The organism is Balneolales bacterium ANBcel1 (assembly GCA_029688905.1).
Lineage (GTDB): Bacteria > Bacteroidota > Rhodothermia > Balneolales > Natronogracilivirgulaceae > SLLW01.
The window spans coordinates 84,770-110,830 of record JARULB010000008.1 but is presented as its reverse complement, the minus strand read 5'-3'; the positions used below and the strand labels follow the sequence as shown (position 1 = coordinate 110,830).

Here is a 26,061-nt window from a genome sequence, read left to right as displayed (position 1 = left end):
AGAAAAGATTTGAGTTACAGTCTAAACTTTCAAGATACAAAAGAGCATGGCGAAAATCAGTTTTTAATGCCTCTCTCCTGCAGCACTCAGCCCCCGTTCATGGGCTGTCTTCCATATACCAGATCCACAAAGTTTTGCAGGACCTGCTGGCCCGGAATCCCGGACTTTTCAGGGTGAAACTGTACCCCCATAAAGTTATTGAATGCGACAGCCGCTGTGAAGGGCTCGGAGTAGCGTGACTGTGCTATGGTGTGACCGGTCACTGGCGCATAGTAGCTGTGTACATGGTAAAAATGGGTGCCCGGTGTGATATTGTTGAACAGTGGATGCGTCTGACCCAGGTCCGGTGAAGGATCGCCGGATGGGGGTGGCGCTTCGACGGCAGGATCGGTGCCCGCAGGCAAAACGGTATTCCAGCCCATGTGAGGCACTTTCCCTTTCTCGGGCAGAAATCGTTTCAGTCGCCCGGGTACAATTCCAAGGGTCCGGGTAGGGCCTTCCGTGGTATCCTCGTAGAGAAGCTGCATTCCCAGGCATATTCCAAGCACGGGTTTACGGGTTTGACGCAGCCAGGTGTCCAGGCCGTTTGCCTGCAGATCCCTCATGGCAGAGCCGGCGTGGCCTACTCCAGGGAAGATTACGGCGTCGGCATCCTCCAGTACGGAAATTTTGTTGGTGATACGGTATGCAGCCTTGAGGCGGTCCATCGCATTGGACACCGATGCCAGGTTTCCCGCTTTGTAATCAATAATGGCAATCATAACAGTCCTTTTGAAGAAGGCAGAATGTCGAGATAATTTTCGTTCCGGTCAACTGCCTGACGCAACGATCTTGCCAGCGCCTTGAAACAGGCCTCGATCTGGTGATGGTCGTTCTCTCCCTTGACGGATACATGAAGCGTCGCCTTCAGCGACATGGCCAGCGAATGGAAAAAGTGGGAGGTCATCTCCGTCGGAAAATCACCGACTTTTTCCCGGCGGAAGGCACCCTCGAAAACACACCAGGGCCGTCCAGACAAATCCAGTGCCACCAGAGAACGGGTTTCGTCCATGGCTACTACAAAACCGTACCTGCCGATACCCCGTTTGTTTTCCAGGGCCAGGCCAATGGCTTCACCCAACGTTATAGCGGTGTCTTCGATTGTGTGATGCTCGTCAATGTGTAAATCTCCGTTGCAGCGTATGGAAAGATCCATATAGCCATGCCGGGATATTTGTTCCAGCATGTGATCGTAAAACGAAATACCGGTTTGGATATCTGCGATGCCGGTACCGTCCAGGTTTATAACCACCGAAATATCGGTTTCTCCCGTTTTTCTGACGTGGGATGCGGAACGGTGTCCGAGCATGAGGTGGCCGGCCAGTTCGGGCCATCCGGGGAAGGTCCGGTCGGGTTTATCTTCGGCGGACAGCACCAGGCTTCCGGTGCTGTCGCAGCGGACATGGAGGGCGGGCAGAGCCGAAATCTGCGGGTCGGAATCGGGAGTATCGCCAAAGAGGATGTCTTCCTGCGCTATCAGTATCGCTGCGTTTTTGCCATATTCAGCGGGATTGCCGGCCAGTCGAATGCCGTTGACGGAAAGTTTCTTGAGCGCGCTCAGAGATTCCGATCTCATATAGAGGTTGTCGCGATCCGGAGCGAGTGCGTCAGGATGGACATGAAGAAGCAATTTGGAGGGCATGTCAGCAGGGATTTAACGCGTCATGGCGCGTCATGATTATTGAGCTCTTCAAGCAGGCGATCATTTTCAGCGGCTGTTCCAGTGGTGATACGAAGCGTATCTTCGCAATGAATCTGGTCACCGCGATACCGCACAATGACGCCTCTGGATGCCAGATGTCGGTACCACTCCAGGGCTTTGCGGAAGCGGACGAGCAGAAAATTGGTGTCGGATGGAAATACGGTCACAACATCACGATGGCCGGCAAGGGCTTCGGCAAGCCGGGTTCGCTCGGCTTTGATTTTTTCAACATGCTCCCGCATTCGGTCAGTGTGTTCGAAAGCTTCCAACGCTAGTTCGGCTGTAAGGCTGTTCACATTGTAGGGAGCCTTGACCTTCATCATCCAGGAAATAACAGCCGGATGTGCCAGCGCGGCGCCCATGCGGATGGCTGCCATTCCGAACGCCTTGGACAGTGTCTGCAGTACCACCAGGTTCGGATATTCATCAATCAGGCTGCAAAGGCTTTCCCGGCTGCTGAAGTCGACATAGGCTTCGTCGACAACCACCAGTCGCTTGAAGTCATTGAGTATACGTCTGATTTCTTTTTCGCCAAGGCTGTTGGCGGTCGGATTGTTGGGAGAGCATAGCATAATGAGCTTCGTGCGCTGGGTGACGCGTGACAATACAATCTGCGCATCAAGCTGAAAGTCACTGGTAAGAGCCGCTTCCGAAACCCCGACGTTGTTAATGCGAGCCGAGACCTTGTACATCCCGTAGGTGGGGGGGGTTGTCACGATTTCATCCCTGCCCGGTTCGCAGAAAACGCGCATAAGAAGGTCGATGGCTTCATCACTGCCCACACCGACAAATACCTGATCCGGGGCCAGTCCCCGATAAGCCGCCCACTTTGCTCTAAGTACATTCAGATTGGTATCCGGGTACCGATGCAGCGGCCGGTCTGTGGGAATGGCGGGCCCGAAGCTGTTTTCATTGGCATCCAGCAGGATCCCCTCCTGAAAATCGTCACGTGCGGCATGATAGGGAGAGAGCGTTCGGATATTCGGACGAATCCACGGCTCGGGATTAAATGGTTTTTTGGGTTCTGCCATATTGGGTCAATAATGAGTGGTGCAGATAATAGTAAAAGTAACGGATGATGATAAAGGTTCCGCCACGAGTGTTGGCCGCTGGCGGGGTTGCGGTCTGCTTAATAATTCAAGTGCCTGGGGCATGGAGTATATTGTGCTGTATGTGCTGGAAAAGTTCATTAATGCGACGGTCCATCAGCCTGGAGTTTGGTCTTCAAGATGGGCAAGGCGAATCGTGACGGCATTCTTGTGCGCATGGAGCTGTTCGGTGTCGGCCATAGTGGCCACGGCCGGACCAATGCTTCGCAGTCCGTCCGGATCCAGTTCCTGAAATGTGATGTATTTGAGAAAACTGTCGACAGAGACGCCGCTGTACATACGAGCGTAGCCGTAGGTGGGCAGGGTGTGGTTGGTGCCGGAAGCGTAATCACCCACACTTTCGGGAGTCCATGGCCCGAGAAAAACGGAGCCGGCATGCTGGATGGCGCCAATCTGTTCCCTGGTAATGTCAAAATGGATCACCAGATGTTCAGGAGCATAGAGGTTGACCACATCAATGGCCTGACCGGCGGTCTCTGTGACGATCTCAAAGCTGTGGGACAACGCTTTACGGGCCGTTTCGGCTCGTGGCAGATTTTCCAACTGTTTTTTCAGCTCCGAGTTGACCGGCTCAGGGTCAAGGTCGCCGACGGTTACCAGTACCACCTGGCTGTCCGGACCATGTTCGGCCTGTGAAAGCAGGTCGGAGGCAACAAATGCCGGATTGCTGTTCTGTTCGGCCAGTACCATGACCTCGGAAGGGCCGGCCGGAAGATCCAGAGAGACCAGCGCGTCGCTGTTTTGCAAAAGCATTTTGGCTTCGGTCACATACTGGTTACCCGGTCCGAATATCTTGTCAACCTTGCGGATGGTACTTGTCCCGTATGCCATGGCCGCGATGGCCTGGGCTCCGCCGGCCATGTAGATCGAGGGAATACCGGTGAGAGCTGCGGCGAGTTCCACTTCCAGGGGCGGTTTACCGTCAGGGCCTGGAGGTGTCGCCAGGATGCGGTAGGGACATCCGGCCAGCAATGCGGGTACCCCCAGCATGAGAGCGGTGGAGGGAAGGGGAGCGGAGCCGCCGGGGATATAGAGTCCGACTCGTTCGACAGGCCGCGATTCTCTCCTGCAGATAACGCCCGGCATGGTCTGGACTTCAAGATCCTGCGGCAATTGAGCTTTGTGAAACGCCAGTATGTTGTTGAATGCCAATGTGAAGGCTTCAAGCGTCGAGGTGCTGACAGGAATCTCCTCCAGAGGGCGTACCGGGTAGAGCAGTGGATCGGGCCTCACACCGTCAAACGTTTCCGTGAGATCCGCTACAGCACGATCTCCGTGCTCCCGGACCTGGTCGATGATCGACGTGACACGGGGCGTTATGTCGGCACTGTCCAGCCTCGGCCGTTTGCACAGCGTTTCTAGAGCCGCGTGATCAAGGGATTTCAGGTACCGCCGTTTCAGCATGATAACAGTTTTTTTCAGGATCCGGAGTTATACGATCATGTTTTCTATCGGAAGAATGACGATACCGGAGGCACCGGCCGCTTTAAGCTCTTCCATCACTTCCCAGAACCGATGGATGGGTATGACCGAGTGGATGGCGACCATATTCTCTTCCGCAAGCGGCAGTACGGTCGGACTCTTCAGCGAGGGGATAATGCTGCAAATCTGATCGGACGCGTCGGCAGGAGCGTTCATCATAATATAACGGCTTTTCTCGGCTTTCTGACGGGCCTCCATTCGCATCAGGAACTTCTGAATAAGCTCCTGTTTGTGATCGGCAATCGGCCGGTTGGTTCGAATCAACTCGGCCTCGCTTTCGAGGATGGTTTCCAGTTCGATCAGCCCGTTTGTTTTGAGAGTTCCGCCGGTCGAAACGATATCGGAAATCGCATCGGCGACATCGAGCGTCGGGGCGATTTCAACCGCTCCCGAGATTTCAATGGTTTTTATGGAGAGACCCTGCTTTTCAAAATGCTCGCGGGTGAGTACCGGATAACTGGTGGCAATCCGGCGTCCGTTCAGATCCTTCAATGCGGAAAACCCGCCGTTCTTTGGCACGGCGACAGAGAGCCTGCACTTCCCGAAACCGAGTCCACGGAGCGGCGTGACATCCGCTTTGCTCTCCGCCCAGACATTATGTCCTACAAAGCCCAGTTCACAGATTCCGTCCTGGACATATTCCGGTATGTCATCATCGCGGATAAGCAGCAGCTCCACATCGTAGTTCCTGCAGGGTACCAGTATTCGGTTTTTGTAGTTGTCGAACTCCAGGCCGATGTTTTCCAGCAGCAGCAGTGTTTTTTCGGAAAGCCGCCCGCCTTTTTGAATGGCGATTCGCAGCGAAGAATTGTTTTGCTCCAAAATTTGTGGGGTTGGGTTCAGGATTACGGGCAAAGATAAAAATATGACCGGTGAAATTTACATGTTTTTATTGTTTTTCGTGCCACCATATGCAGGATTTGGTTACGATTGGCAGGGATATTTCGTATTTTATAAAGCTTATCACCATACAGAATTAATTAGCCTCAGATGAAGAACATCCGAAATTTTTGCATCATCGCTCACATTGATCATGGGAAATCCACGCTGGCTGACCGGCTCCTGGAAAGGACCGGCACCATCACAGAGCGGGAGATGCAGGAACAGATACTGGATGATATGGACCTGGAACGTGAGCGGGGTATCACGATCAAGAGTCATGCTATTCGTATGGACTACAAGGCGATGGACGGCGCGTTGTACCATTTTAACCTGATCGACACGCCGGGCCATGTGGATTTCGCCTATGAAGTTTCCAGGGCACTGAAAGCATGCGAAGGCGCACTGCTGATTGTGGACGCCACCCAGGGCGTCGAAGCGCAAACCATATCCAACCTTTACCAGGCCATTGACCAGAATCTGGAGATCATCCCGGTACTCAACAAGATTGATCTGCCCGGATCGGATGTGGAAAGCGCGGCCCAGCAGGTGATGGATCTGATCGGATGCCAACGCGAGGAGATCATCCCGGTATCCGGAAAAACGGGCGAAGGGGTGGATGCACTGCTTGAGGAGATTGTAAAGAGAGTTCCGCCCCCCGAGGGTGATCCCGAAAAGCCGTTGAGGGCGCTGATATTCGATTCCGTTTTCAATACCTACCGGGGTTCGGTGGTGTATGTCAGGCTCCTGGACGGCACCCTCCAGCAGGGCGAAAAAATCCGTTTTATGGCAACCGGCAAGGATTATGAGGCCGATGAAATCGGCTATCTGACCATCAAGCCCGTGCCGGGAAAGACGCTTTCGGCCGGTGAGGTGGGATACATCATCGGCAGTGTCAAATCGCTGGAAGATACCAAAGTGGGGGATACGGTCACCAAGCATGCCAACATGGCCAAGGAACAGATCCCCGGCTACAAGGAAGTCAAACCCAAGGTATTCAGCGGGCTCTATCCCACCAACAGCGAGGATTTTGAAAGCCTTCGCACGGCCCTTGAGAAGCTGCAGCTCAATGACGCTTCGCTGCAATACGTTCCCGAGACCTCCGCCGCCCTGGGTTTCGGTTTTCGTGCCGGTTTTTTGGGTATGCTCCACATGGAGATTATTCAGGAGCGCCTGGACCGGGAGTTCGACATGGATATCATAACCACCGTTCCGAACGTGGAGTATATCGTTGAAACCACCGACGGAAAGGAGGTCGTGGTGGACAATCCCACAGACATGCCTCCGCCCGGCAAAATAAACAGGGTACTTGAGCCGTATATCAAGGCGCAAATAATTACCCCGTCCGACTACATCGGTCAGGTGATGAAACTCTGCCAGGATAAGCGGGGCGTGTTTGTCAATACGATGTACCTTGATACCAAACGGGTGGATATCACTTACGAGCTTCCGCTGGCCGAAATCGTGTTTGATTTTTACGACAGGCTGAAAAGTCAGACCAGGGGATACGCCTCGCTGGATTATGATCTGATCGGCAACCGGCCGGGCCAGCTTGTCAAGCTCGACATACTGCTGAATGGCGATCCTGTCGATGCCCTATCCTGCATTGTTCATCGGGACAAAGCCTATGAATGGGGCAGGCGTTTGTGCGGCAAACTCAAAAAACTCATCCCCCGGCAGATGTATGAAGTGATTATCCAGGCGGCCATCGGTGCGAAAATCATAGCTCGTGATACGGTAAGGGCATTGCGTAAGGACGTAACTGCCAAGTGCTATGGCGGCGACATCACCCGAAAACGTAAACTGCTTGAAAAGCAGAAGGAAGGCAAGAAGAGGATGAAGCAGGTGGGATCCGTTGAAATCCCCCAGGAGGCATTCCTCGTTGTGCTATCGATGGACAATGACTGATTTCTGGACGATATCGTGTAGGGGCCGGACAGTGGACAAGCCATCGGCATGTCTCCTGCTGTTGCTGATGCCGCTGCTTTTCCTGCCGTCTGCAGGAACGGCATGGACCGGCGGTGAACGTCTGCCGGCAGCACACCGTTCTGCCCCGGAATCCGGTTATACAGCCATAGTATCACCCGATGCCGGCGGATATGGCGATGAGCAGCCTCGCGATCTGCTGGCGGAACCGGAAATCGTGAAAGTGGAAACCGGCGACCGAGTCCGTTTTGAACGCCGCTTCCGGGATGTGCAGTGGACCGGCGCGGGTTTTGAGGCCGGTACCGCCATCGACCGGATACCCACCCGGGAATTGAGAGCCCGCCTTCAGAAAGCCTATGGCGACCCGACACAGAAGCTCAAGCATCTCATGGGCGAAAGCGGATTCCGCCCCGGACATTATATTCAGTTTGAGTACTGGTTTATTATCGACGGTGACATACCGATGATGGTGCTGGATATTGACGGGCCTTTCGGAAGGGGGCTGGTTTTTGCCGGAGCCAGCCGATACGTGGATCTGATGCCCGAAGTGAAGCGGACACTGACACGAACGCTGTTGAATGTGCCCGAACTGGGAGAATATGAAGACCATTATTATGAGCTGAATGAGCAGCAGTGGTATCGTGCCGGCTATCGCGACGGTTCGTTTTTCAACGAAAAGGTTGCCCGGCCTGCGGAATTGAAATAAAAAGCGCCGTATTATACAGCGATCCTGAACTGTCCCCCTTAACGTATTAATTGAAACTGCTTTGGCCGGAAAGAAAGAAGAGAAAAATACCAGGCGAAAAGAAAGCCGCCGGGCTCTGGACAGGAAATCCAGGGAAGAGGCTAAAAACGCGAAATCCTGGGCCCGGGAGTGGCTGGACGCTATCCTGTTTGCCGCTGTCGCAGCATTGATTATCCGGGCTCTGTTTCTGGAGGCGTTCCGCATCCCCACCCCGTCGATGGAGTCGACACTGCTGACCGGCGATTTCCTTCTGGTCTCCAAACTGCATTACGGCGCCCGAAGTCCCATGACCGTCGGCATCCCGTTTACCGGCATCTATATCCGTGGCCTGGAGCTCCCCTGGTTCCGCATGCCGGGGTTCATGAGTGTGCGCCGAGGTGATATTCTGGTCTTCAATTACCCCATTGAGGACGAGGCCATCTCCCAGAAAACAAATTACATCAAGCGGACCGTCGGTATAGCCGGAGATACGCTGAGTATTCGCGACAAGGTGATCCACATCAACAGCCAGCCTGAAGAACACCTGGATACGTTCGAGCAGCACTATGACGTGCAGGTGCGTCAGCGACTGAGGCTTAGCCCAAGCAAAGTCCGGAATGCCGGTGGACAGGTTCTGCAGTCGTCCGGGGATCGCTATCGAATCAACATGACCGCCGATGTTGCCGATGCCATGGCGGAATGGCCCGAAATCGCCTCGGTTCAGCCGCTTGTGCTGCCCGAAAGTTTTAATGATTACGCACGACAGCCGTTCACCTTCGCCTCCGGCTTTTCGGGGAACTACCACAACCTGCCGGATATCATCATCCCGTTTGAAGGACAGCAGGTTATCCTGACTGATGAGAACTGGCACCTCTACGAGGATATTGTCACCCGGTATGAGCGCAACACGGTTTCAAGAGATCAGAACCTGTTTATCATCAACGGAGATACCACCGATCAGTACACCATCCGCCAGGACTACTACTTCATGGTCGGCGACAGCCGCGACAACAGTGAAGACAGCCGTTTCTGGGGATTTGTCCCGGATGACCACATTGTCGGCAGAGCCTGGGTAATATACTTCTCCTGGGATCGAGAACGGTTCCTGCCACGGGTGCGGCGCATGCTGAACCGGATCAACTGATTCGGCCCGGGTCGGCACCTGCCTGTCAAAACCGGGTGTTTACGATATTTGCGAAATCGGAACCGAAGGTGTAGGAGATGGCAATCAACCCCCTCAGATAGTAATCGGTAGCCATTTCCTGCTGTGCAAGCAGGATATCTTCAAGATTCTGTTCGCCCGCCCGCAGCGTGAGCTGGTCCTGGACAATGTTGTAATCGGTCTGAAAACTCAGGGAAAGGCCTTCGGTCAGTCGAATGGAGAGCCGCAGATAGGTATCAAGCCTTCGGAAATCGAAATCGTGGAAATAGTGTGAGCCGATCACACCCAGATTGATGTTTCCCCAGGGCTGTGTATACTGACTCCGGATCTCCACGCGCTGGTTCAGCAACTGCTGCTCCGTTTTGTCGAAGATGGTCGGTTCGTAATAGTCGATATAGGTATATCCCGCAAGATATCTCAGGGTAATCGACCTGCGAGTGGCCTCGTCGTACGGAAAAATGCTGTATTCGATACCGGGGGTTATACGGATGCGGTGTTTCGTATTCCGGTCTTTGCGGGTCAGGTAGTCGCCGAAGAGGCCAATGGACCAGTGGTCCGTTATGCTTTTAATGGCATAGGTGTCCAGTCCGTGCCGGTGGCGGTGGCTGACGGCTTTCTCCTCGTCTTCCCGGTCAATCTCCTCGTAGTGATAGTTGAAATAGGGCCGGATGCGAAACTTCCAGTCATCGGTCACGCGATCCGCCCAAACTCCCCATCGGGAGTCAAAATTTTTCTGCTGACTCTCCAGCTGAAGCTGGAAGCGGCCTGCATAAATTTCAAATACCCAGTGGTTCCAGGGGTCATCAACGGCAATATCCGGAAAAAGGTCTTCATCAACGCCATGGAACTGCAAATCAAACCGGTCACCGATGGGAGTTTGAATCATGAATGGCGCAAGCCCCATTTCGATGGCCTGTTTTACGTGCTCACGAATTTGGCTGTCTGTCATGTCCCGCCCGGTAAGCCGGGTGAAATCAAAGCGAATATCGCTGTATGTACCTCTTCCGATGAAGGAAAACTCGTACTGCCGTCCACCGTCGCCGGTGGGGGTGGTTGTGATAAACACATGAATATCCGCTTGCTGGCGATCCCTCACGTAATTGACAAAGCGGATGTGCTCCCGGATGTAGTTGTAGTCGCACTGCTGACAGTCAAGGTACAGGGATGGTTTTACTTCAAACGATGACAATGTCCGCGCAGGTTTCTCGGCCGAGGCATTCGAAAGTGGCGTATGTGCACGGGCATTATCGTTGCATGCCAGGCCCAGGATAATGATTGCGGCCACAACGGCAGGCAGGTGTTTTGAAACAGTCTGGATTGTTGAAACGGTCATTAGTGCAGTATGCTGTAAGGATATCAAAAAACTCATGTGCTCTGTACCGGAATTGGATCTGTATCGCTCCGCTGGTGTAATGCCATACGTTGCAATTGCTTCTAATAATACGGGAGAGGCCCTGTTATTTCGTGGCGCCTGACAATGTACACCCGGTGCAGACCAGGGCCGTTCATTCGCTTATCATATGGCCGGCAGCCAAATCATCCAGCCACAACAAGACCCGGTAACGAAAATTTTTTTGCGCCTTCTGTCACTTATGCAACGAATTGCATACAAAAACAGTGCCAGTGAATATAAGGAAAGCTTAATGTAAAAGCTTATAAAAAGAGGGTTCTTCCACCGGCCGATCCTGCCCCGGGACGGGAGTATAGAGAGCCAGAGAACCGATATCGATTATGAGCTGAGTTTCATGGCGATCAGGGTATGGTCTTTCCATCGGAAACTGCTACTTTTCAACATCGGCAAGGTCCGTGATGCAGTTGCAACCAAACGAAAGCCCGGCGCATGCTCAAAAAAGCCTTCATACCAGTTAGTTTGAAAGAGCCGGAGGCCAGGATGGAAGAGATGGCGGAATACCTGGGCCTTCTGGGAACCGACACTGTCTGTTTCTGCCACATTGTTGAGGGCGTCGGAGGGGCGGAACCGGATTCAAACGTGCATCATGCCCTGGCACAGCTCGAGGAGCTGTTTAAGCGTCATGATTTCCGGGTAAGCACCGCTACGGGAAGCGGCGGGATCGCTTCCAACGTGTGCCGGTTGGCTGTCGAAGAGGAGGCCGACTACATCGCTATTCCCTGGAAGAGAAAAAATGTGATTAAACGTGCGATTCTGAGTAGTCCGGATATCGACATACTGCGAATGTGCAGTTTTACAACGCTGATCCACAAAAGCCGAAGATATTCCGGCGGCGACTCCGGGCTGTCGGTTGTCCTGTATGCCACCGATTGCAAGGAGGCCGACAAAAAGGTACTACCCCTGCTGAAGCGTGCTCCCTGGCCGGGAAGTCATCTGAAATTTCTGCATGTCAGGGATCGCGCGCCTGATCCTGAAACAGATGCCAAAAGAGAGCGGGAGATGCGGATCAAGATGGAGCGGCTGGCCGAAGCCTGCCACGGCGGATTCAAATCTTCCCGAACGGAACTGGCTACAGGATCCATCCGCCGCAAGATTGCGCGTGTCGCCAAAAGCAGCGACGCCGGCCTTGTCATTGTCGGTCGCAATGAAAAAAAGAAGCCACTTGACAATATTCTTGGATCCAACGCCGAATCTCTTCCCCACCGGGTGAACAGTTCCTTGCTGATCGTCGCCGAACCACCCTCCGGTATATAACCCGATACAAGTGATATGATGGAACGGCTCAAAAATAATCTCGTTTTCGTGATTTCCCTGTTTATGGTTCTGGTATTTGCCATACCGGGGATCTTTCTGCCTGACCATCTGTTCGCATTTGCCACCTTTGTGCATGGGCAGATTCTGGAACTGTTTGGCTGGGGGTATATGGTTGCAGCGCTGCTGTTTCTGCTGTTCAATCTCTACCTGGCACTCAGCAAATACGGCAGCTTCAAGCTGGGGCAACAGCATGAAAAGCCGCAATTTTCCTATTTCGGCTGGTTCAGTATGCTTTTCGCGGCCGGAATGGGAATCGGCCTGATTTTCTGGGGAGTGGCTGAGCCAATGAGTCACTATCTGAATCCACCGGAACATATCCGCCAGGAATCGGGTGAAGCAGCGCGTTTTGCCATGCAGTACAGCTTTTTTCACTGGGGAATTCAGCCGTGGGCCATCTACATTACCATGAGTCTGTGTATCGCCTATTTTTCATTTCGCCGCGGGATGCCGCCTCTGATATCAAGCTGTTTTTACCCGCTGATCGGAAACCGGATCTACGGTCCGATCGGCTACCTGATCGATATACTCGGAGTATTTGCGACCATCTTTGGTATTGTCACTTCACTTGGACTCGGGGCAATGCAGATTACATCGGGACTCGGCGAAGTGTTTCGGTTTGAAGCCGGTTTTACCGCCACCCTCGTTGTGATTGCTGTGGTTACCGTTTTTTTCCTGATCTCTACCATGACGGGCGTCGACAAGGGCATCCAGATTCTGAGCAAGACCAACATAGTGCTGGCCATCGCCCTGCTGGCGTTTATGGTGGTGATGGGCCCCACCGTCTACATCCTCAATATTTTTACGCAGACCACAGCCGATTTCGCCACCAATTTTTTGAGCATGAGTTTGTCGACCAATCCGTTCCGCGGCTATGAATGGACACAGTCCTGGACGCTTTTCTACTGGGCCTGGTGGATTGCCTGGGCACCGTTTGTTGGTCTCTTTGTGGCCAGTATTTCGCGTGGCCGGACCATCAGTGAGTTTGTTGCCGGGGCCCTGGTTGTGCCTGTGCTACTCACTTTTGTCTGGTTCAGCGCGTTCGGAGGTGCGGCATTTGATCTTGAACTCACACACCAGGCCGGTATCGCGGAAAGTATAGCCGGAGACGTTTCGGTCGGCCTTTTTCTGCTTTACGAACATTTCCCGCTTACACACCTTCTGAGCCTCATCACGATACTGCTCCTGTCGGTGTTTTTTATCACCTCGGCCGACTCCGCAACCTTTGTGCTTTCCATGATGACTTCCGGTGGAAAACTCCATCCGCCCACTTATAAGAAACTGACCTGGGGCCTGGTAATCTCCGGAACAGCCGCAGTGCTGCTCTATGCCGGCGGACTGGAAGCTCTTCAGAAAATGGCGATCACGGCCGCATTGCCGTTTACGGTTATCATGCTGCTGATGAGCCTTGGCCTGTTGAGAGGATTGCAGTATGAAGTCAGGGTGGAAGGCTTCCGGACAGACAGGTAGCGGTTAATTCCAGATGGCGACTTCAAACCGGCCTTCGGAATCGGCGGCTCCGCGGAACATCCCGGGAGAACTGAATTCCATCGAAATGTTTCCAAACCTGTCCACGGCGATAATCCCGCCGTCGCCTTCATCCAGTTTACCGTGGATGACGGTCCGAGCGGCCTCTTCAAGGGTGGCTCCCCGGTATTCCATGATGGCGCAAATTTGATAGGCCACCGCATTGCGAATGAATTTTTCGCCGTGCCCGGTGGCGGATACCGCGCAGGAGTTATTGTCGGCATAGGTTCCGGCGGCAATAACGGGAGAGTCGCCGATCCGGCCGGGCATCTTGTTGGTCATGCCCCCTGTGGATGTGCCTGCAGCCAGGTTGCCGTCGCGGTCCAGTGCAGCCACGCCAACCGTGCTGTAGCGTCCATCGCCGGCGTTACCGGCTTTACCCCTGGCAGAGGACGATGTGGTTTCGGAAGCCCGCGCGTCTTGTTTCTCGTCGCTGTGATCCAGCCATACTTCGGCCTGCTCCTGTGCACGTTCCAGCTGCTGCCGGCGCCGTTCGGTGCTGAAAAAGCTGTTTTCAACCCGTTCAAGTCCGGTTTGATCGGCGAACTGCTCGGCTCCGTCGCCGGCAAACATGACGTGGCGGCTCTCTTCCATAACCTTACGCGCCAGTGAGATAGGATTTCGCACCGTTCGCACGCCAGTTACCGCACCGGCATCCAGATCCGCCCCCGACATAATGGAGGCGTCCAGTTCGTGCTTTCCTTCGCTTGTAAAAACGGCCCCTCGTCCCGCATTGAAACGCTCGTCGTCTTCCAGGTATCGGATGACCGTTTCGACGGCATCCAGGCTGGAAGCTCCGTTGGAGAGGAGGTCACGGCCGATGATCAGTGCCTCTTCCAGCGAAGCAAGGTAACCGTCACGGACATCGGAATCGATGTCGCGTGAGATCACACCGGCTCCGGCATGCAGGGCGATGGCGTACTCTTTTTGATCGATCGATTTCATGGCTGGTTCTGGATTTTCAGAGCTGCATCCGATTAAAGGAAGGAGTCCGGCGGCGGTAAAAAGGGCACAGCACAGGAGAAAGTATCTGCTGGAAACGTTCATGGCAGGTTTGCTTGTTTTCCGTTGACATGTCTCCGTTAAGAAACGGAATTAAACCAACAAATGTGAATGGAGAAAAGGATGCACTACACCAGATTGTATTCGGATGAGCAAGGGGATACCCGTTTTGAAGAGGTGCCGGTGCCGCTGCATGACCAGGGCATGATCGGGTATCTTTCACAGGAGTTTGATGTCGAAAGTCTGCAGTTCCGTGAAAACGCCGCTGACTACGACTGGGATTTTCATAATGCGCCGGCCAGGCAGTTTATCATTCTGCTGGATGGTGAGATTGAAATTACGACAAGCCTGGGTGAGACAAGACGCTTTGGGACGGGGGACGTGGTGCTGGTGGAGGATACCGATGGTAAAGGACACAAAACCCGCAACGTGACGAAGAAGAAACGGCGTTCCCTTTTTGTGCGGATTTAATCTGATTCGTGATTAATGTGTAAATATGTGCCTTCAGTTGGGGTATATCGGATGTCGTGGATTGTTCCCATTTCGTTTTCTCCCTGAAAAGTGTTTTATTACCGAAAAGAATCTGTACGTAAATTAACTTCTCATGGTATTATTACATCATCACTACGGCACCATGGAGTTTATTCTCCCTGCGATGCTGTCACTTCTCCTTATCTTCTTGTGGGCTGCGTCCATGGCGGCGCTTTCCAGGGCCCCATATCAAAGAAAATCCAAAATCCTGCTCGGGGTTCTGTTTGTCGTTGTGCCTTTTGCCGCGATCGTTTGGCTGGGCAAGGAGGTCTATCTCAAGTATGAGATGAGCAGGGACGCCTCACAGCACAGCAGTTACTGACGGCTGCCGCGTGTGCCGATACTGTTGATCATCGAGGCTTGGTAAGCGGCTCCGAAACCGTTATCGATGTTGACGACGCTGATGCCGCTGGCACAGCTGGTAAGCATGCCCAGCAAGGCCGATATGCCGCCGAAATTTGCTCCATATCCAATGCTGGTCGGCACGGCGATTACAGGTTTGTCTACCAGTCCGCCGACCACACTTGGCAGCGCGCCCTCCATGCCCGCAATCACAATCAAAACACGCGCCTGCCGGATGGTGTCGAGCCTTTCAAACAGCCGGTGAATACCGGCTACACCGACATCATAAATTCGATGCACCCGGTTGTCAAAAATCTCGGCGGTCACCGCGGCTTCCTCGGCTACGGGGATATCGGAGGTTCCCGCAGTAATAACGCCAATAGTGGTTTCGGTGAGTTGAGGATCGCGGTTGCGGATGGTGATGCAGCGTGCCTCGGGGTGATATTCCGCATGGGCGCAGAACTCCAGGATATCCTGATGCGGTTCGGGACCGGTGCGCGTTACCAAAACGTTGCTGCCCGATGTGTGCAGTGAACGGACGATACCGGCGATTTGCTCCCTGGTTTTACCCTGACCAAAGACAATTTCGGGATAGCCTGTGCGCAGTTCCCGGTGATGGTCAATTTTGGCATAGCCCAGTTCCCTGAAAGGCAGATCAGAGATTTTTTCAATCGCGTCTTCTATCTTAACTTCTCCTTTTCTGACGCTGTTGAGCAGTGTTTCCAGTGTTTTTCTGTTCATGATGGTTTTTCCTGGCCGGGTCGTGTTGCAGGTTACCGGGCAGCGCCGGTTTGTGATGTTTCAAGAATGGCTTTGTCCATGCTGCCTGTCATGTATCCCTCCAGGTCAAGTGACACATGGCGGAAGCCGAGTTTCTTGAAATAGGCTACCGTCGCATTCATGATTTCCGGTTTGGCAAGGCGGGCAATCAGTTCGGGCTCCACCTCAATCCGGGCAAGGTCGCCGTGCTTCCTGACACGCACAACAAGGAATCCTTTCTCTTTGAGATAGAACTCGGCCTCTTCAATCTGACGCAGATCCTCGTTGAGTACTTTCGTATTGTACGGGATGCGGGTGACCAGGCACGTATTGGAGGGTTTGTCCCAGATCGGCAGCCCCATTTCCCTGGAAAGCAGACGGATGTCGTTTTTGGTCAGGCCCGCCTCCATCAACGGACTCCGTACCCGCTGTTCCTCAATGGCCTGAAGGCCCGGCCGGTATTCGTGGGTGTCATCGGCATTGGTCCCGTCCAGCAGCGTGTCGAACCCCATGTAATCGAGCTCCTTGCGAAATTTCTTAAATGTCGCTGTCTTGCAGAGATAACACCGGTTCGGTGGATTTTCCATGATGCGGGGATCGACCGGTGCCTCGATCACACGGTGTTCCACCCCGAAGTCCTTCACAAAGGCAGCGGCTTCTTCCAGTTCACGCTGCTGGAAATAGGGCTGTTTCATGGTGAGGGCGACCAGCTTTTCGGTTGGCGCCTCACCGGCAGCGGCCAGCAGGAACGTACTGTCAACCCCTCCGGAAAAGGCGACTGCGGTTTTTCCGCAATTGCGCAGGATTTCCAATAGATCGGCGTACTTTTCGGATGTGCTGCGCCCGTTTTGAGTCGGTTGGTCGATGGCCATAATTATTTCCCTGCTTTTGTTTCCAATTGCTGAGCGGCTTCCGCTTCCACGATACGGCAGACCTCGCGAAGGGGGATTTCATGCTTGTCCGCCAATATTTTACAGTCCTCGTATTCCGGCTTCCATTTCAGGAGCCGGCCTTTGTGCCACGTTTGCTTGATGGTCACATCCCCCAGGGAAGTGCTGATTCTGGTGATTTCCCTGTCGAGTGTGACGCGCGAGACCGGGTAATTCCTGACACCCAGAGTGGTTGTGTGAAGGAGCAGGGTTTCGGTGATCTCTTCCTGCAGGGCGGCATCACACAGTACGCTCAGAACTACAGCCGGACGGCTTTTCTTCATTATGACCGGAGTCAGATATACGTCACGTGCTCCGGTTTTGAACAATTTCTCCATCACATGATCGTGGAACTCCGGGTTCATGTCGTCGATGTTGCATTCGATCATGTGCAGCAGCCCGGTATCGTCCGCTTCCTCCATTTCGCCGATATGAATCCTCAGGATGTTGGGGATGTTGGTGTCGCGCTGACCAATACCATATGCGGTGCGATGAGGTGTGAAAGCCAGAGTATCGGTGAACGCATTCACATTGGCGGCAAGGATCGCGGCGCCGGTAGGAGTGGTGGCCTCGTGCCGGGCCGTGCCGGTTCGCACGGGGATGTTCTTCAGAATCTCCGATGTCGCCGGCGCGGGGACAGGCATGATGCCATGGGCGCAACGCACCATGCCGCTGCCTAATTCGACGGTGGAGCTCAGTATGCGGTCCGGTTTCAGATACTCCAGGCATATGGCAGCCCCGGTAATGTCCACTATCGAGTCTACGGCTCCGACTTCGTGAAAGTGAATCTCATCGATGGAGACCCCGTGGATTTTCGCTTCCGCTTCGGCTATAAGCAGAAACATGCTCATGGCACGTTTTTTTGTCGCTTCGGGCAGTTCGCTGCTGTGTACGATTTCGCGGATATCGGCAAGGTTGCGATGCGGGTGATGATGATGGTCGCCGTGATCATGTCCGTGGGCAGAGTGTCCGTGAGTGTCATCGTGGCTGTGTCCGTGAGTGTCGCCGTGATGATGATCATGGGAGTGATCGTGGTCATGGCTGTGGTCATGATGATGATGGCCGCTGTGCCCATGGTTGTGATCATGGTCGTGGTGGCCGTGATTATGTCCCTCGTTGCCATCAACACTGTCCCCGTTCCCGGCGTTAAGTGGGCCATCCAGTACCACATCTACCCGGGTACCTTCAATACTTTTGCGCTGATCCCGGCAGATATTAAGCCGATAGCCGCTCAGAGGCAGTTTCTTCAGTTCGTTGATGAGGTGATCCGGATCCACCCCGGCATCAATCATCGCACCCAGGTGCATGTCGCCGGAGATACCCGCGAAACAGTCATAATAAAGTACTTTCATAATCTTGGTGTCTTCCTGTACCGATATTTAAGTCCTCAACGCAAGCCGGCCGCTTATGCTCGTGCCTGTCAGGGGATAAGAGCAGTATGATTGCTGCGCTATTTAGAGGTTGAAAAATTGAAGATTTCGTTATATGCTATTACATGCAGAAAGTATTGATTATACAAAATATTATACTCTGAATCGGCAGCAGATCGCTGTCATTAATTATTTAGAAAAACCGTTGCAGGACGGGCCGGGTCACCGGCAACGGGGTTCACCAGGAATACTGAATCACCGACCCGCAAAACAGAACATTTGGAAAACCCGGAAACTCGGCTTCGTCGGGCCGCAGCCGGCAATCCAGCCTCGCAGTTCAGATACCTGCCTGCGACCAGGGGCCGGTTCCGGAAACATCCGAAACGTCGACCATTCCAAAAGCAACCATTGTTTCAGCACATTACACCCCGGCAGTTTAAACCACATTATTATGAAACGAAGAGATTTTATTCTTAAAACCATTGGCGCCGGAGTATTTCTGGGCACATCCGCAGGTATCGGAAAGCACGCGACGGCACTGGCCTCCGACTCCAACGGTCTGCCGTATGACCTTGTTGCCATTCGTGGCGGCGGAGCTGCGGAAATGTTCGAACGCGGAATTGCGGCATTAGGCGGGATGGAAAAATTTGTACAGCCGGGTCAATCGGTGGTCATAAAACCCAATGCCAGCTTCGATCTGCCGCCGGAAAGGGCCGCCAATACCAATCCGGAACTGGTTGGCCGGATCGTCAAGCATTGCCTGGAGGCCGGGGCCAGCCGGGTGCGGGTATTTGATCACACCCTCGACAACTGGCGAGAATGCTATTCCCGAAGCGGTATCGAAAAGGCGGTGACCGAAGCCGGCGGACAAATGGTGCCGGCCAATGCCGAACGGTTTTACAGGGAGGTCGAAATTCCCAGGGGAAAGCGCCTTACCAGCACCAAAGAGCATGAGCTGCTTCAGGATTCGGATGTCTATATCAATGTTCCGGTGCTGAAGCACCATGGCGGGGCCTCGCTCAGCGTTGCCATGAAGAACATGATGGGCAATGTCTGGGATCGTGTGTACTACCACCGCAACGACCTCCATCAGTGCATCACCGACTATGCCACCTATCGCAAACCGGACCTCAATATTGTGGATGCCTATCGGGTTATGATGCGAAACGGACCCAGAGGCACTTCCGTGGAGGATGTCGTGACCATGGAGGCGCAGGTGATTTCCACCGACGTGGTCGCCGCCGACGCGGCCTCAAGCCTGCTGTTCGGTCTTCAGCCCGGGGAAGTCGGCCACATCCGTATCGGCCAGGAAATGGGGATCGGAACCCTGGATCTGGAAAATCTGAATATCAGCAGATTGCGCATTTGACAGGGTTTCACTATGCGAGCTAAAGCGCTGAAGGCAGGCCGGGTGGTCATCTCCCTGCTGTTTCTGATATTCACCGGCTTCCTGTTTCTGGATTTTGCCGGCACGTTTTCATCATCCCTGATCAACGGAATAACCTGGATTCAGTTTGTCCCGTCGCTGATCAAGTTTCTGAATCTGATCAGCTTTCTGACACTCGGCTTTCTGGTGGTGGTGGCGGCGACCCTCCTGTTTGGCAGGATTTACTGCTCCACGGTCTGCCCGCTTGGAGTGCTTCAGGATGTGGTCTCCTGGATTTCTAAACAGTACACCCGCATCAGAGGCAGGCGTGTTCGCTATCGCCCGTCACCTCCGAAGAATTTGCTTCGTTACGGTTTGCTGGCAATCACCGTGGTCACGTTTTTGTCCGGCAGTATTTTTCTTCTGAATCTTCTGGATCCGTTCAGCCTGTTCGGGAAAATATTTTCCGGACTGGTGAGGCCCGTCTATTTCTGGATGAACAACATGGCGGCCTGGGTTTTGCAGTCGCACGACATCTACACGCTGTATGATGTGGAGACACGCCGCATGACAGCCGCGCCGCTGGTGTTTCCGGCATTTATGCTCGGATTGGTCGTCTGGCTTTCGTTTACCAGGGGCCGTCTCTACTGTAATACGGTATGCCCGGTAGGTAGCTTTCTCGGACTCCTTTCGAAAAAAGCGATGTATCGCATCGAAATTGATGACGATCTTTGCAACCACTGCGCCAAGTGCTCGCTGAATTGCAAGGCGGAGTGTATTGACCTGAAAAATAACGAGGTCGATTTCAGCCGCTGCGTGGGATGTTTCAACTGTCTGAAGGTCTGCTCCCGGCAGGGAATTGACTACAAAAACCAGTGGTTTTCGTCCGGTAAGAAGAAAGGGACGGATGTTGCCCGGAATGACACGGAGGCACCTCCCGTTGTCGGGCCGGCACGTGACGGTGTCCACTACTGCGGTACCGACCGGCGCAAGTTCCTCTACCACCTTTCGGGGTGGCTCGCCGGCGGCACGGCGTTATCCAGCGTTTCGGCAACGAAAGCCGCGCAGCCAAACGACCGGCGGGATGAGGTCGATGTTGAGGTAACCCGCCCGTCTACTATCCCCGAACAGAAAAATCATCCCGTCTCACCCCCGGGATCGGTCGGCCTCGACCACTTCAGGGATAACTGCACAGCCTGCCAGCTCTGTGTGAGCGCCTGCCCGACCAGGGTGCTGCAGCCCTCGTTTCTGGAACACGGGTTTACGGGGATGATGCAGCCCCGCATGGATTTCCACGCCAGTTACTGCAGCTTTGATTGCGTGATCTGCACGGAAATTTGTCCGACCGGTGCCCTGCTTCCTCTGGGTATGGAGGAGAAGCATCTCAGCCAGCTCGGGGTGGTTCGTCTGGAACTTGACAATTGCGTGGTAAAAGCGGAGGGCACGGCTTGCGGCGCATGCGCGGAACACTGCCCCACACAGGCCGTGCGCATGGTACCCTGGCAGGACGGCCTCACCCTCCCGGAAATTCATCCGGAGCATTGTGTCGGATGCGGTGGATGTGAGTATATCTGTCCGACCCGACCCTATCGCGCAATTTATGTTGACGGCAACCAGGTCCATGCCAAAGCCACCCCGCCCGTGTTTGAAGAGCTGGATTACGAGGAGCCGGAGGAGGATTTCCCGTTCTGAGGGCATCCGAAGGTTTGAGCCGTACCGGGCATGGGTACTGTTTCACGTCGGTTCATTATCCGGCATACCGGGAGTCGAGCCCACAGGCAAAGCAACGGATTCGAAAATGTGCTGCGCCGGAAAAGAGGAGGTGCTTCAGATGAGGCCGCGGCCGGCAGGGAGGTGTCAGGCGTTGTTTTTGGCCATGGTCTTGCCGGTGCCGTCCTGCTCTTTGATGGCCAGTTGCCCGCATCCCGCATCAATATCGTCCCCGCGGCTTCGACGGACTGTCGCACGCACCCGCAGCCGGTTCAGTTCGGCCAGGAAACTGTTAAGCCGTTCCTCTTTCGCGCGTTGAAGCGTCACTCCCTCCACATCGTTGTACATGATGATGTTCACTTTGGATGGAACCCAGCGCGAAATCCGGGCCAGTTTCCGGGCATCGTCCGGCGTGTCGTTAAAGCGGTCGAACAGGAGGTACTCGTAGGTGACGCCGTTGCCCGAGATCCGGTGATAGTGTTCGAGCGACTCCCGCAGGGCCTTGAGATTCAGGCTCTCGTTGATCGGCATGATCCTGTTTCGCTTGTCATCGTCGGCGGCATGCAGAGAGATGGCAAGATTGAAGGCGTGATTCTCATCGGCATACTGCCGGATTTGGCGGGTCAGGCCGACCGTCGACAGGGTGATCCGTTTCGGCGACAGATTCAAGCCGAGCGGATCGCACAAAATGGCGGCTGATTCGACAACCGGAGCGTAGTTGTGGAACGGCTCTCCCATCCCCATATAAACCACATTGGTGATGCGCTTGCCATATTCTTCCTCCGCAATGGCATTTATGGAGAGCACCTGTCCGGTTATTTCACCGATGGTGAGATTGCGGAAGAGGCCCATCTTGCCGGTGGCGCAAAAACTGCATCCGAAAACACATCCCACCTGGGAAGAGACACAGACGGTCAGGCGGTCAGCTACGCCGTCGTCAAAAAACTCCGGGATCAGTACCGCTTCAACCAGTTTTTCGTCATGCAGGCGAAACAGACATTTCGTGGTGCCGTCTTTGGAGCGGTTGATGCTCGCCCGAACCGCGCCTTTCAATTCCGCATGTTCCGACAGTTCATCCCGCAGTGCTTTGGGGAGGTTGGTCATCTCGTCAAAAGAGGCCGCGTTCTTATGATGGATCCATTGGAAGATCTGGTCGGAGCGATAGCGCTTAAGTCCGCGTTCCCGGCAGAACCGTGAGAGCTGTTCACGGCTCAAAGCAGACAGGTTGGTGCGGCCGGAGGATGGGGTGGTATTATCTGGAATCGGCATCGAAACTACGGTTCTCATTCGTGAATCAGGATCAGCTCATTGGGATAGCTGATGGTAATGCGTGCTCCCCGGAAGGCGTCCGGGCCCAGCGCTCCAACCACACTATCGGCGGTGAATTGGGAAAACCAGTCGTCAAAGGCTTCGTCGCGCCGAACGGCAAAATAGACCGGACCCGCTTCATGAGAACCGATCCGGACAGTGGGTACCTCAATCAGGTCGCTTCCATAATGGAGATCCGCGTTCTCAATAATTCGCCAATCGGGATGCTCCTGCCGCCACCGGTTGAAAACGGAGTCCGTTATCAGTCCCGCGGGAAAAAACGAGACCGGGTGATCCAGTTCGGCGCGAACTTCCTCGTCAATGACAATGGTGCTGCCGGTTTTCAGGACCATGGAGAGGGTATCACCGGCAACGATAACGGGCAGGTTTGCAAAGTGGTATCGGCCGCTACCGTTCTCATCACGGAACGAGATGGGGATGGCGGTGCCCGCTTCGAAATTCTCCGGACGCCCGTTCAGCGCATCAGACACCGTATCCTGGTCGGTGGGGATGAGATAGATTCGCTCCCTGCGGTAGTCGATGGACCAGGTGCGTTGGGCGAACCAGGTGCTGCCGAGTATTCCGTCGGCATTTTCCAGAATCGCTTCATGGTGGGGCGGCTTGCGGTCGTCGGCCCGTACGGGAAGGAGTCCGTCGGAGAGCGATGGCGAGGGAATGAAATTGTCTTCGTCGAAGGGGGGGAGGAAGGCGGCCTGTTGTTCGCGTCCCATGATTACAGCGTTGATGGCTGTCAGCCCAAGTCGGTTTACGGCTCCCTCATAGATGATACTACCGTCGGCGGAATCGATAAAAAAGCGGAGTGTATCGCCCTCCTCGGTTACCGGCTTGAGAAAAATCAGTCCGTTCTGGAAGTGCGCCGGCAGTTTGACGGGATGATCCAGCTCATCTGCGCAGACGGGCGCGGGCATGGCGGCAATTCCGGCAATCAGAGCCAGAAGCAGCGAGAGAAGCGCAGAATGTCCGGGTAATGTGTTCATGATTTCTGTTACGATCCGGGCAGGATCAAAAAAACGGCAACAACCCCGCTGTTTCGGTGGGGATGTTGCCGCAGATCAGGATGCAGGGTAAAGTCAGTTTTTCAGTGTGGCCTTCAGGTTGATTTTCGCTCCCGCCAGTACCCTGGAAACCGGGCAGTTTTCTTTGGCACCTGTGGCAAACTGGTTAAACGTGGCCTCGTCGATCCCCGGAATATGGGCAACGCACACCAGTTCAATATCGGTAATGGTAAACCCGTCACCGTCTTTCACCAGGTTAACGACTGCTTCCGTTTTTACGCTTTGAGGCTCGTATCCGCTTTTTCCAAGCTCGGCGGACAAGGCCATGGAGTAGCATCCGGCATGGGCCGCCGCGATCAGTTCTTCGGGGTTGGTTCCGGCACCGTCTTCGAAGCGGGACGAGAATGAGTACGAACCCTGAAAGGCACCGCTTTCCAAAGCAAGCGTTCCCGTACCTTCCGGCAGTTTTCCTTTCCATTCGGCGTTGGCTTTTCTCTTGGGCATAAAATCACTCCTTGTTATCGTTTTTGGTGAGGGTGGTATGCCTTGCGGCCTGCCACCGGAATTCAAGCGAAAGGCCGAAGCAACCTCCGTTTTGAGAGTGCTCTGTACCGGCCTTTCCGGATGTAATCAGTAACAACGCTGTGGTTGTCATTCATTCCGGAGGAACAGCCAGCATTATTCAACGGCAACGGCACTGCAACCCGTTTTGCAGCCATCGCCCGGGGAATCACCGGTAAACCGGACGAGGAGCATTCCGCAGGAAGTGGCAAAATGCACGGGGCGCAGTCGTGGTGTGCTGTAGACAGCCAGGTTTCGGATGCAACCGAGTGCCGGCGGCCTGCCATCCTGTGCCGCGCAGGTCACCTGCCGGAAGCTATTCGCTTTGATGGACATCTCTGAGCAGGTCATTTACGGTCTTGACCGGGGTGAAGGTCTCGGTAGGGGTTTCCACAAAGACCGTGTTCCAAAAGGCCATACTGCCGTTCCAGAGTCCGGGCAGTTCGAGCGCCAGCAACTCCCGGCCCTGGTGCGATTTCCGGGAGATGAACCCGGTATCCGCATCCCTGAACGGCTCCAGGTCAAAGGGACGCCCTTTGTAATCGCGCAGGCCGCAGACCAGGTCGGTGGGGTTGAAGTGTGTGGATGATTCAAAGATCTCCTTTTGACGTGGATCATCGTGGTTGATCTGGGCATCTTCCACCACCTGCGGGGTGATGCTGCCGTCGCTACCCCGAACGAAAAACGGTCCGCCTCCCGGCTCCCCTTCGTTCCTGACGATACCGCACACTCGCAAAGGACGGTTCAATCGGTCGAAAAGCCATTGGTCGACCCGGGAAGTATCGGGGCTCTCCGCGGTGATTCCCTCAGGGGGCTCGATGCAGAGCACTTCCCTCACAAAATGAAGCATATTCTTGCGGTGCGATGGTTCAACCGAACCGCTCTCCAGCTCGTTAAGGAAGGAAAAGATTTCATCCTGCAGAATGATGAGACATCCGCCGATCACCTTTTTGTAGCGATAGGTGGTTTCGCGAAGTCTGTCGGGCACAATATTGTCGATGTTTTTGATAAAGACGATATCGGCCTTCAGTTGCTCCAGGTTGGCCAGCAAAGCCCCGTGTCCCCCCGGCCGGAAGACAGCTTTTCCGCTGTCATCCAGGAACGGTTTGAAATCCGGGCGGGCGGCGATGGTGTCGGTTTCCGGCTTTTGAAAGGAGGTTTCGACCAGCAGGTTTGTGCCGTCGGCCTCGTAACGGCCCCGCACCATCTCCAGCCTCTCATGAAAAAGCGATTCGTGCTCGGGTGAGATGGTGAAGTGAATGCGCACATTGCCGTTCGCCTTTTTTGTGTACTCTTTCGCTTCAACGATATGCTCTTCCATCGGGGTGCGACTGTGGTCGGAATAGCGATGGAAGGGAATCAACGCCTTGGGCAATGAGGCCAGTCCGAGGCCCTTTTCCTCCAGAACGTGGGAGATCAAAGTGTGATAATCTCCCTGCTCTCTCAATGTGACCGCATCCAGCCCCTTGTTCTGCAGCGCCTGCTGCAGGTCTTCAAAAAAGGCAAAGTTTTCAAGTTGACCCAGAAAAGTACGGGTGAAGGAGACTCCCTCATCATCGGGATGGCTGTCGAAATAGTCCGGGGTCAATTTCTCAGGGGCGTTCAGCATCGACTGAAGGGTTTTGAACATTCGGGAGGCGGCCCCGGATGCCGGAATGAATTTCATGACCCGACCTTCGCTTTGCGCCTGTTCAAAACGGTCGATATAGGTGCGGTGCTCCTTGTCAGGAAATTGTGTGATTCCGTTATCAATGGCAGCGGAACGAACCAGCTGCAGATCCGGAAACCCCTGACGGAACCGGTCAAGCTGCCCTTCCACCTGGTTGGTGGTCATCCCCCTTTCTATGATTTGTTGTTTCAGCTGATCGGTAAAAACGTGTTTGGAATCCATTGAG

At 54.3% G+C, this 26,061-nt stretch carries 23 protein-coding genes; 9 read left to right on the top strand and 14 right to left on the bottom strand.

The annotated features are described in order from the left end of the window. Positions 1–86: 86 nt before the first annotated feature. The 5 genes from hisH to hisG all read right to left on the bottom strand — a co-directional run bounded on the left by hisH (position 87) and on the right by hisG (position 5,154). On the bottom strand, positions 87–761 hold the full coding sequence (gene hisH, locus QA596_11560; GenBank protein ID MDG5768099.1) for an imidazole glycerol phosphate synthase subunit HisH: 675 nt from the start codon (positions 759–761) through the stop codon (positions 87–89). Next, a complete protein-coding gene (gene hisB, locus QA596_11555; GenBank protein MDG5768098.1) occupies positions 758–1,681 on the bottom strand; it encodes an imidazoleglycerol-phosphate dehydratase HisB in 924 nt (307 codons plus the stop codon). Before hisB ends, hisH begins: the two co-directional genes overlap by 4 nt. A gap of 20 nt (positions 1,682–1,701) precedes the next feature. Continuing rightward, entirely contained in the window at positions 1,702–2,772 is a 1,071-nt protein-coding gene (hisC, locus tag QA596_11550) for a histidinol-phosphate transaminase (GenBank protein ID MDG5768097.1), read from the bottom strand. Between the two features lie 174 nt (positions 2,773–2,946). Continuing rightward, positions 2,947–4,254 carry a histidinol dehydrogenase gene (gene hisD, locus QA596_11545; GenBank protein ID MDG5768096.1) on the bottom strand — a complete coding sequence of 436 codons (1,308 nt, stop codon included), beginning with the start codon at positions 4,252–4,254 and terminating at the stop codon, positions 2,947–2,949. Positions 4,255–4,281: 27 nt separating this feature from the next. Then, positions 4,282–5,154, bottom strand: a complete 873-nt coding sequence (gene hisG / locus QA596_11540; GenBank protein MDG5768095.1) for an ATP phosphoribosyltransferase — start codon at positions 5,152–5,154, stop codon at positions 4,282–4,284. Between the two features lie 168 nt (positions 5,155–5,322). Here hisG and lepA point away from each other — a divergent pair, with 168 nt between their 5' ends. The 3 genes from lepA (at position 5,323) to lepB (ending at position 9,005) form a co-directional block, all read left to right on the top strand. Further along, a complete protein-coding gene (lepA, locus tag QA596_11535) occupies positions 5,323–7,119 on the top strand; it encodes a translation elongation factor 4 (protein ID MDG5768094.1) in 1,797 nt (598 codons plus the stop codon). Positions 7,120–7,186: 67 nt separating this feature from the next. After that, the gene (locus QA596_11530) at positions 7,187–7,843 is read left to right on the top strand and encodes a hypothetical protein (GenBank protein ID MDG5768093.1); all 657 of its coding nucleotides are present in this window, start codon (positions 7,187–7,189) and stop codon (positions 7,841–7,843) included. A 61-nt stretch (positions 7,844–7,904) separates the two neighbouring features. After that, complete coding sequence (gene lepB / locus QA596_11525) at positions 7,905–9,005, top strand: signal peptidase I (GenBank protein MDG5768092.1); 1,101 nt, start codon at positions 7,905–7,907, stop codon at positions 9,003–9,005. Positions 9,006–9,030: 25 nt separating this feature from the next. Here lepB and QA596_11520 read toward each other — a convergent pair whose 3' ends face one another. Further along, complete coding sequence (locus QA596_11520; protein ID MDG5768091.1) at positions 9,031–10,356, bottom strand: hypothetical protein; 1,326 nt, start codon at positions 10,354–10,356, stop codon at positions 9,031–9,033. A gap of 507 nt (positions 10,357–10,863) precedes the next feature. Between QA596_11520 and QA596_11515 the strand changes: the two genes are divergently transcribed. Both QA596_11515 and QA596_11510 read left to right on the top strand, forming a co-directional pair. Then, positions 10,864–11,688 (top strand): universal stress protein, encoded by an 825-nt coding sequence (locus QA596_11515; protein MDG5768090.1) that lies wholly within the window; start codon positions 10,864–10,866, stop codon positions 11,686–11,688. Positions 11,689–11,703: 15 nt separating this feature from the next. Next, positions 11,704–13,215 (top strand): BCCT family transporter, encoded by a 1,512-nt coding sequence (locus tag QA596_11510; GenBank protein MDG5768089.1) that lies wholly within the window; start codon positions 11,704–11,706, stop codon positions 13,213–13,215. 3 nt (positions 13,216–13,218) lie between these two features. Here the strand turns inward: QA596_11510 and QA596_11505 are convergent, their stop codons facing one another. Further along, positions 13,219–14,217, bottom strand: a complete 999-nt coding sequence (locus QA596_11505; protein MDG5768088.1) for an isoaspartyl peptidase/L-asparaginase — start codon at positions 14,215–14,217, stop codon at positions 13,219–13,221. 168 nt (positions 14,218–14,385) lie between these two features. On the opposite strand from QA596_11505, the gene QA596_11500 reads away from it, so the two are divergent. Together QA596_11500 and QA596_11495 are read left to right on the top strand one after the other, a co-directional pair. Continuing rightward, positions 14,386–14,745, top strand: coding sequence for a hypothetical protein (locus QA596_11500; GenBank protein ID MDG5768087.1), 360 nt, complete (start codon positions 14,386–14,388; stop codon positions 14,743–14,745). Between the two features lie 133 nt (positions 14,746–14,878). Further along, positions 14,879–15,127 carry a hypothetical protein gene (locus QA596_11495; protein ID MDG5768086.1) on the top strand — a complete coding sequence of 83 codons (249 nt, stop codon included), beginning with the start codon at positions 14,879–14,881 and terminating at the stop codon, positions 15,125–15,127. Here QA596_11495 and larB read toward each other — a convergent pair. The 3 genes from larB to larC are packed head-to-tail and all read right to left on the bottom strand — an operon-like array spanning position 15,121 to position 18,187. Beyond that, positions 15,121–15,888, bottom strand: a complete 768-nt coding sequence (gene larB / locus QA596_11490) for a nickel pincer cofactor biosynthesis protein LarB (protein MDG5768085.1) — start codon at positions 15,886–15,888, stop codon at positions 15,121–15,123. The genes QA596_11495 and larB overlap by 7 nt on opposite strands. A 32-nt stretch (positions 15,889–15,920) precedes the next feature. Beyond that, the gene (gene larE, locus QA596_11485; protein MDG5768084.1) at positions 15,921–16,778 is read right to left on the bottom strand and encodes an ATP-dependent sacrificial sulfur transferase LarE; all 858 of its coding nucleotides are present in this window, start codon (positions 16,776–16,778) and stop codon (positions 15,921–15,923) included. Between the two features lie 2 nt (positions 16,779–16,780). Further along, positions 16,781–18,187 (bottom strand): nickel pincer cofactor biosynthesis protein LarC, encoded by a 1,407-nt coding sequence (gene larC, locus QA596_11480; GenBank protein MDG5768083.1) that lies wholly within the window; start codon positions 18,185–18,187, stop codon positions 16,781–16,783. A gap of 469 nt (positions 18,188–18,656) precedes the next feature. On the opposite strand from larC, the gene QA596_11475 reads away from it, so the two are divergent. Further along, on the top strand, positions 18,657–19,574 hold the full coding sequence (locus tag QA596_11475; protein MDG5768082.1) for a DUF362 domain-containing protein: 918 nt from the start codon (positions 18,657–18,659) through the stop codon (positions 19,572–19,574). A gap of 12 nt (positions 19,575–19,586) precedes the next feature. Next, positions 19,587–21,263, top strand: a complete 1,677-nt coding sequence (locus tag QA596_11470) for a 4Fe-4S dicluster domain-containing protein (protein MDG5768081.1) — start codon at positions 19,587–19,589, stop codon at positions 21,261–21,263. A gap of 165 nt (positions 21,264–21,428) precedes the next feature. Here QA596_11470 and rlmN read toward each other — a convergent pair whose 3' ends face one another. The 4 genes from rlmN to QA596_11450 all read right to left on the bottom strand — a co-directional run bounded on the left by rlmN (position 21,429) and on the right by QA596_11450 (position 26,057). Beyond that, positions 21,429–22,568: a 23S rRNA (adenine(2503)-C(2))-methyltransferase RlmN gene (gene rlmN / locus QA596_11465; protein MDG5768080.1), complete on the bottom strand. Its 1,140-nt coding sequence runs from the start codon at positions 22,566–22,568 to the stop codon at positions 21,429–21,431. Continuing rightward, on the bottom strand, positions 22,565–23,587 hold the full coding sequence (locus QA596_11460) for a hypothetical protein (GenBank protein ID MDG5768079.1): 1,023 nt from the start codon (positions 23,585–23,587) through the stop codon (positions 22,565–22,567). Before QA596_11460 ends, rlmN begins: the two co-directional genes overlap by 4 nt. 93 nt (positions 23,588–23,680) lie before the next feature. After that, a complete protein-coding gene (locus tag QA596_11455) occupies positions 23,681–24,109 on the bottom strand; it encodes an OsmC family protein (GenBank protein MDG5768078.1) in 429 nt (142 codons plus the stop codon). A gap of 373 nt (positions 24,110–24,482) precedes the next feature. After that, the gene (locus QA596_11450; protein MDG5768077.1) at positions 24,483–26,057 is read right to left on the bottom strand and encodes a DUF4301 family protein; all 1,575 of its coding nucleotides are present in this window, start codon (positions 26,055–26,057) and stop codon (positions 24,483–24,485) included. Positions 26,058–26,061 lie beyond the last annotated feature (4 nt).

Bases quoted from the DNA above. Each gene is read 5' to 3' on its own strand.
- QA596_11530 (MDG5768093.1), top strand. From the start codon at position 7,187: ATGCCGCTGCTTTTCCTGCCGTCTGCAGGAACGGCATGGACCGGCGGT.
- QA596_11510 (MDG5768089.1), top strand. From the start codon at position 11,704: ATGATGGAACGGCTCAAAAATAATCTCGTTTTCGTGATTTCCCTGTTT.
- QA596_11495 (MDG5768086.1), top strand. From the start codon at position 14,879: ATGGTATTATTACATCATCACTACGGCACCATGGAGTTTATTCTCCCT.
- QA596_11470 (MDG5768081.1), top strand. From the start codon at position 19,587: ATGCGAGCTAAAGCGCTGAAGGCAGGCCGGGTGGTCATCTCCCTGCTG.
- larE (MDG5768084.1), bottom strand. From the start codon at position 16,778: ATGGCCATCGACCAACCGACTCAAAACGGGCGCAGCACATCCGAAAAG.
- hisD (MDG5768096.1), bottom strand. From the start codon at position 4,254: ATGCTGAAACGGCGGTACCTGAAATCCCTTGATCACGCGGCTCTAGAA.
- QA596_11475 (MDG5768082.1), top strand. From the start codon at position 18,657: ATGAAACGAAGAGATTTTATTCTTAAAACCATTGGCGCCGGAGTATTT.
- QA596_11500 (MDG5768087.1), top strand. From the start codon at position 14,386: ATGGAGAAAAGGATGCACTACACCAGATTGTATTCGGATGAGCAAGGG.
- hisH (MDG5768099.1), bottom strand. From the start codon at position 761: ATGATTGCCATTATTGATTACAAAGCGGGAAACCTGGCATCGGTGTCC.
- larB (MDG5768085.1), bottom strand. From the start codon at position 15,888: ATGAACAGAAAAACACTGGAAACACTGCTCAACAGCGTCAGAAAAGGA.
- hisC (MDG5768097.1), bottom strand. From the start codon at position 2,772: ATGGCAGAACCCAAAAAACCATTTAATCCCGAGCCGTGGATTCGTCCG.
- QA596_11450 (MDG5768077.1), bottom strand. From the start codon at position 26,057: ATGGATTCCAAACACGTTTTTACCGATCAGCTGAAACAACAAATCATA.
- larC (MDG5768083.1), bottom strand. From the start codon at position 18,187: ATGAAAGTACTTTATTATGACTGTTTCGCGGGTATCTCCGGCGACATG.
- QA596_11505 (MDG5768088.1), bottom strand. From the start codon at position 14,217: ATGAAATCGATCGATCAAAAAGAGTACGCCATCGCCCTGCATGCCGGA.
- QA596_11455 (MDG5768078.1), bottom strand. From the start codon at position 24,109: ATGCCCAAGAGAAAAGCCAACGCCGAATGGAAAGGAAAACTGCCGGAA.
- QA596_11520 (MDG5768091.1), bottom strand. From the start codon at position 10,356: ATGACCGTTTCAACAATCCAGACTGTTTCAAAACACCTGCCTGCCGTT.
- lepA (MDG5768094.1), top strand. From the start codon at position 5,323: ATGAAGAACATCCGAAATTTTTGCATCATCGCTCACATTGATCATGGG.
- rlmN (MDG5768080.1), bottom strand. From the start codon at position 22,568: ATGAGAACCGTAGTTTCGATGCCGATTCCAGATAATACCACCCCATCC.
- hisB (MDG5768098.1), bottom strand. From the start codon at position 1,681: ATGCCCTCCAAATTGCTTCTTCATGTCCATCCTGACGCACTCGCTCCG.
- QA596_11460 (MDG5768079.1), bottom strand. From the start codon at position 23,587: ATGAACACATTACCCGGACATTCTGCGCTTCTCTCGCTGCTTCTGGCT.
- QA596_11515 (MDG5768090.1), top strand. From the start codon at position 10,864: ATGCTCAAAAAAGCCTTCATACCAGTTAGTTTGAAAGAGCCGGAGGCC.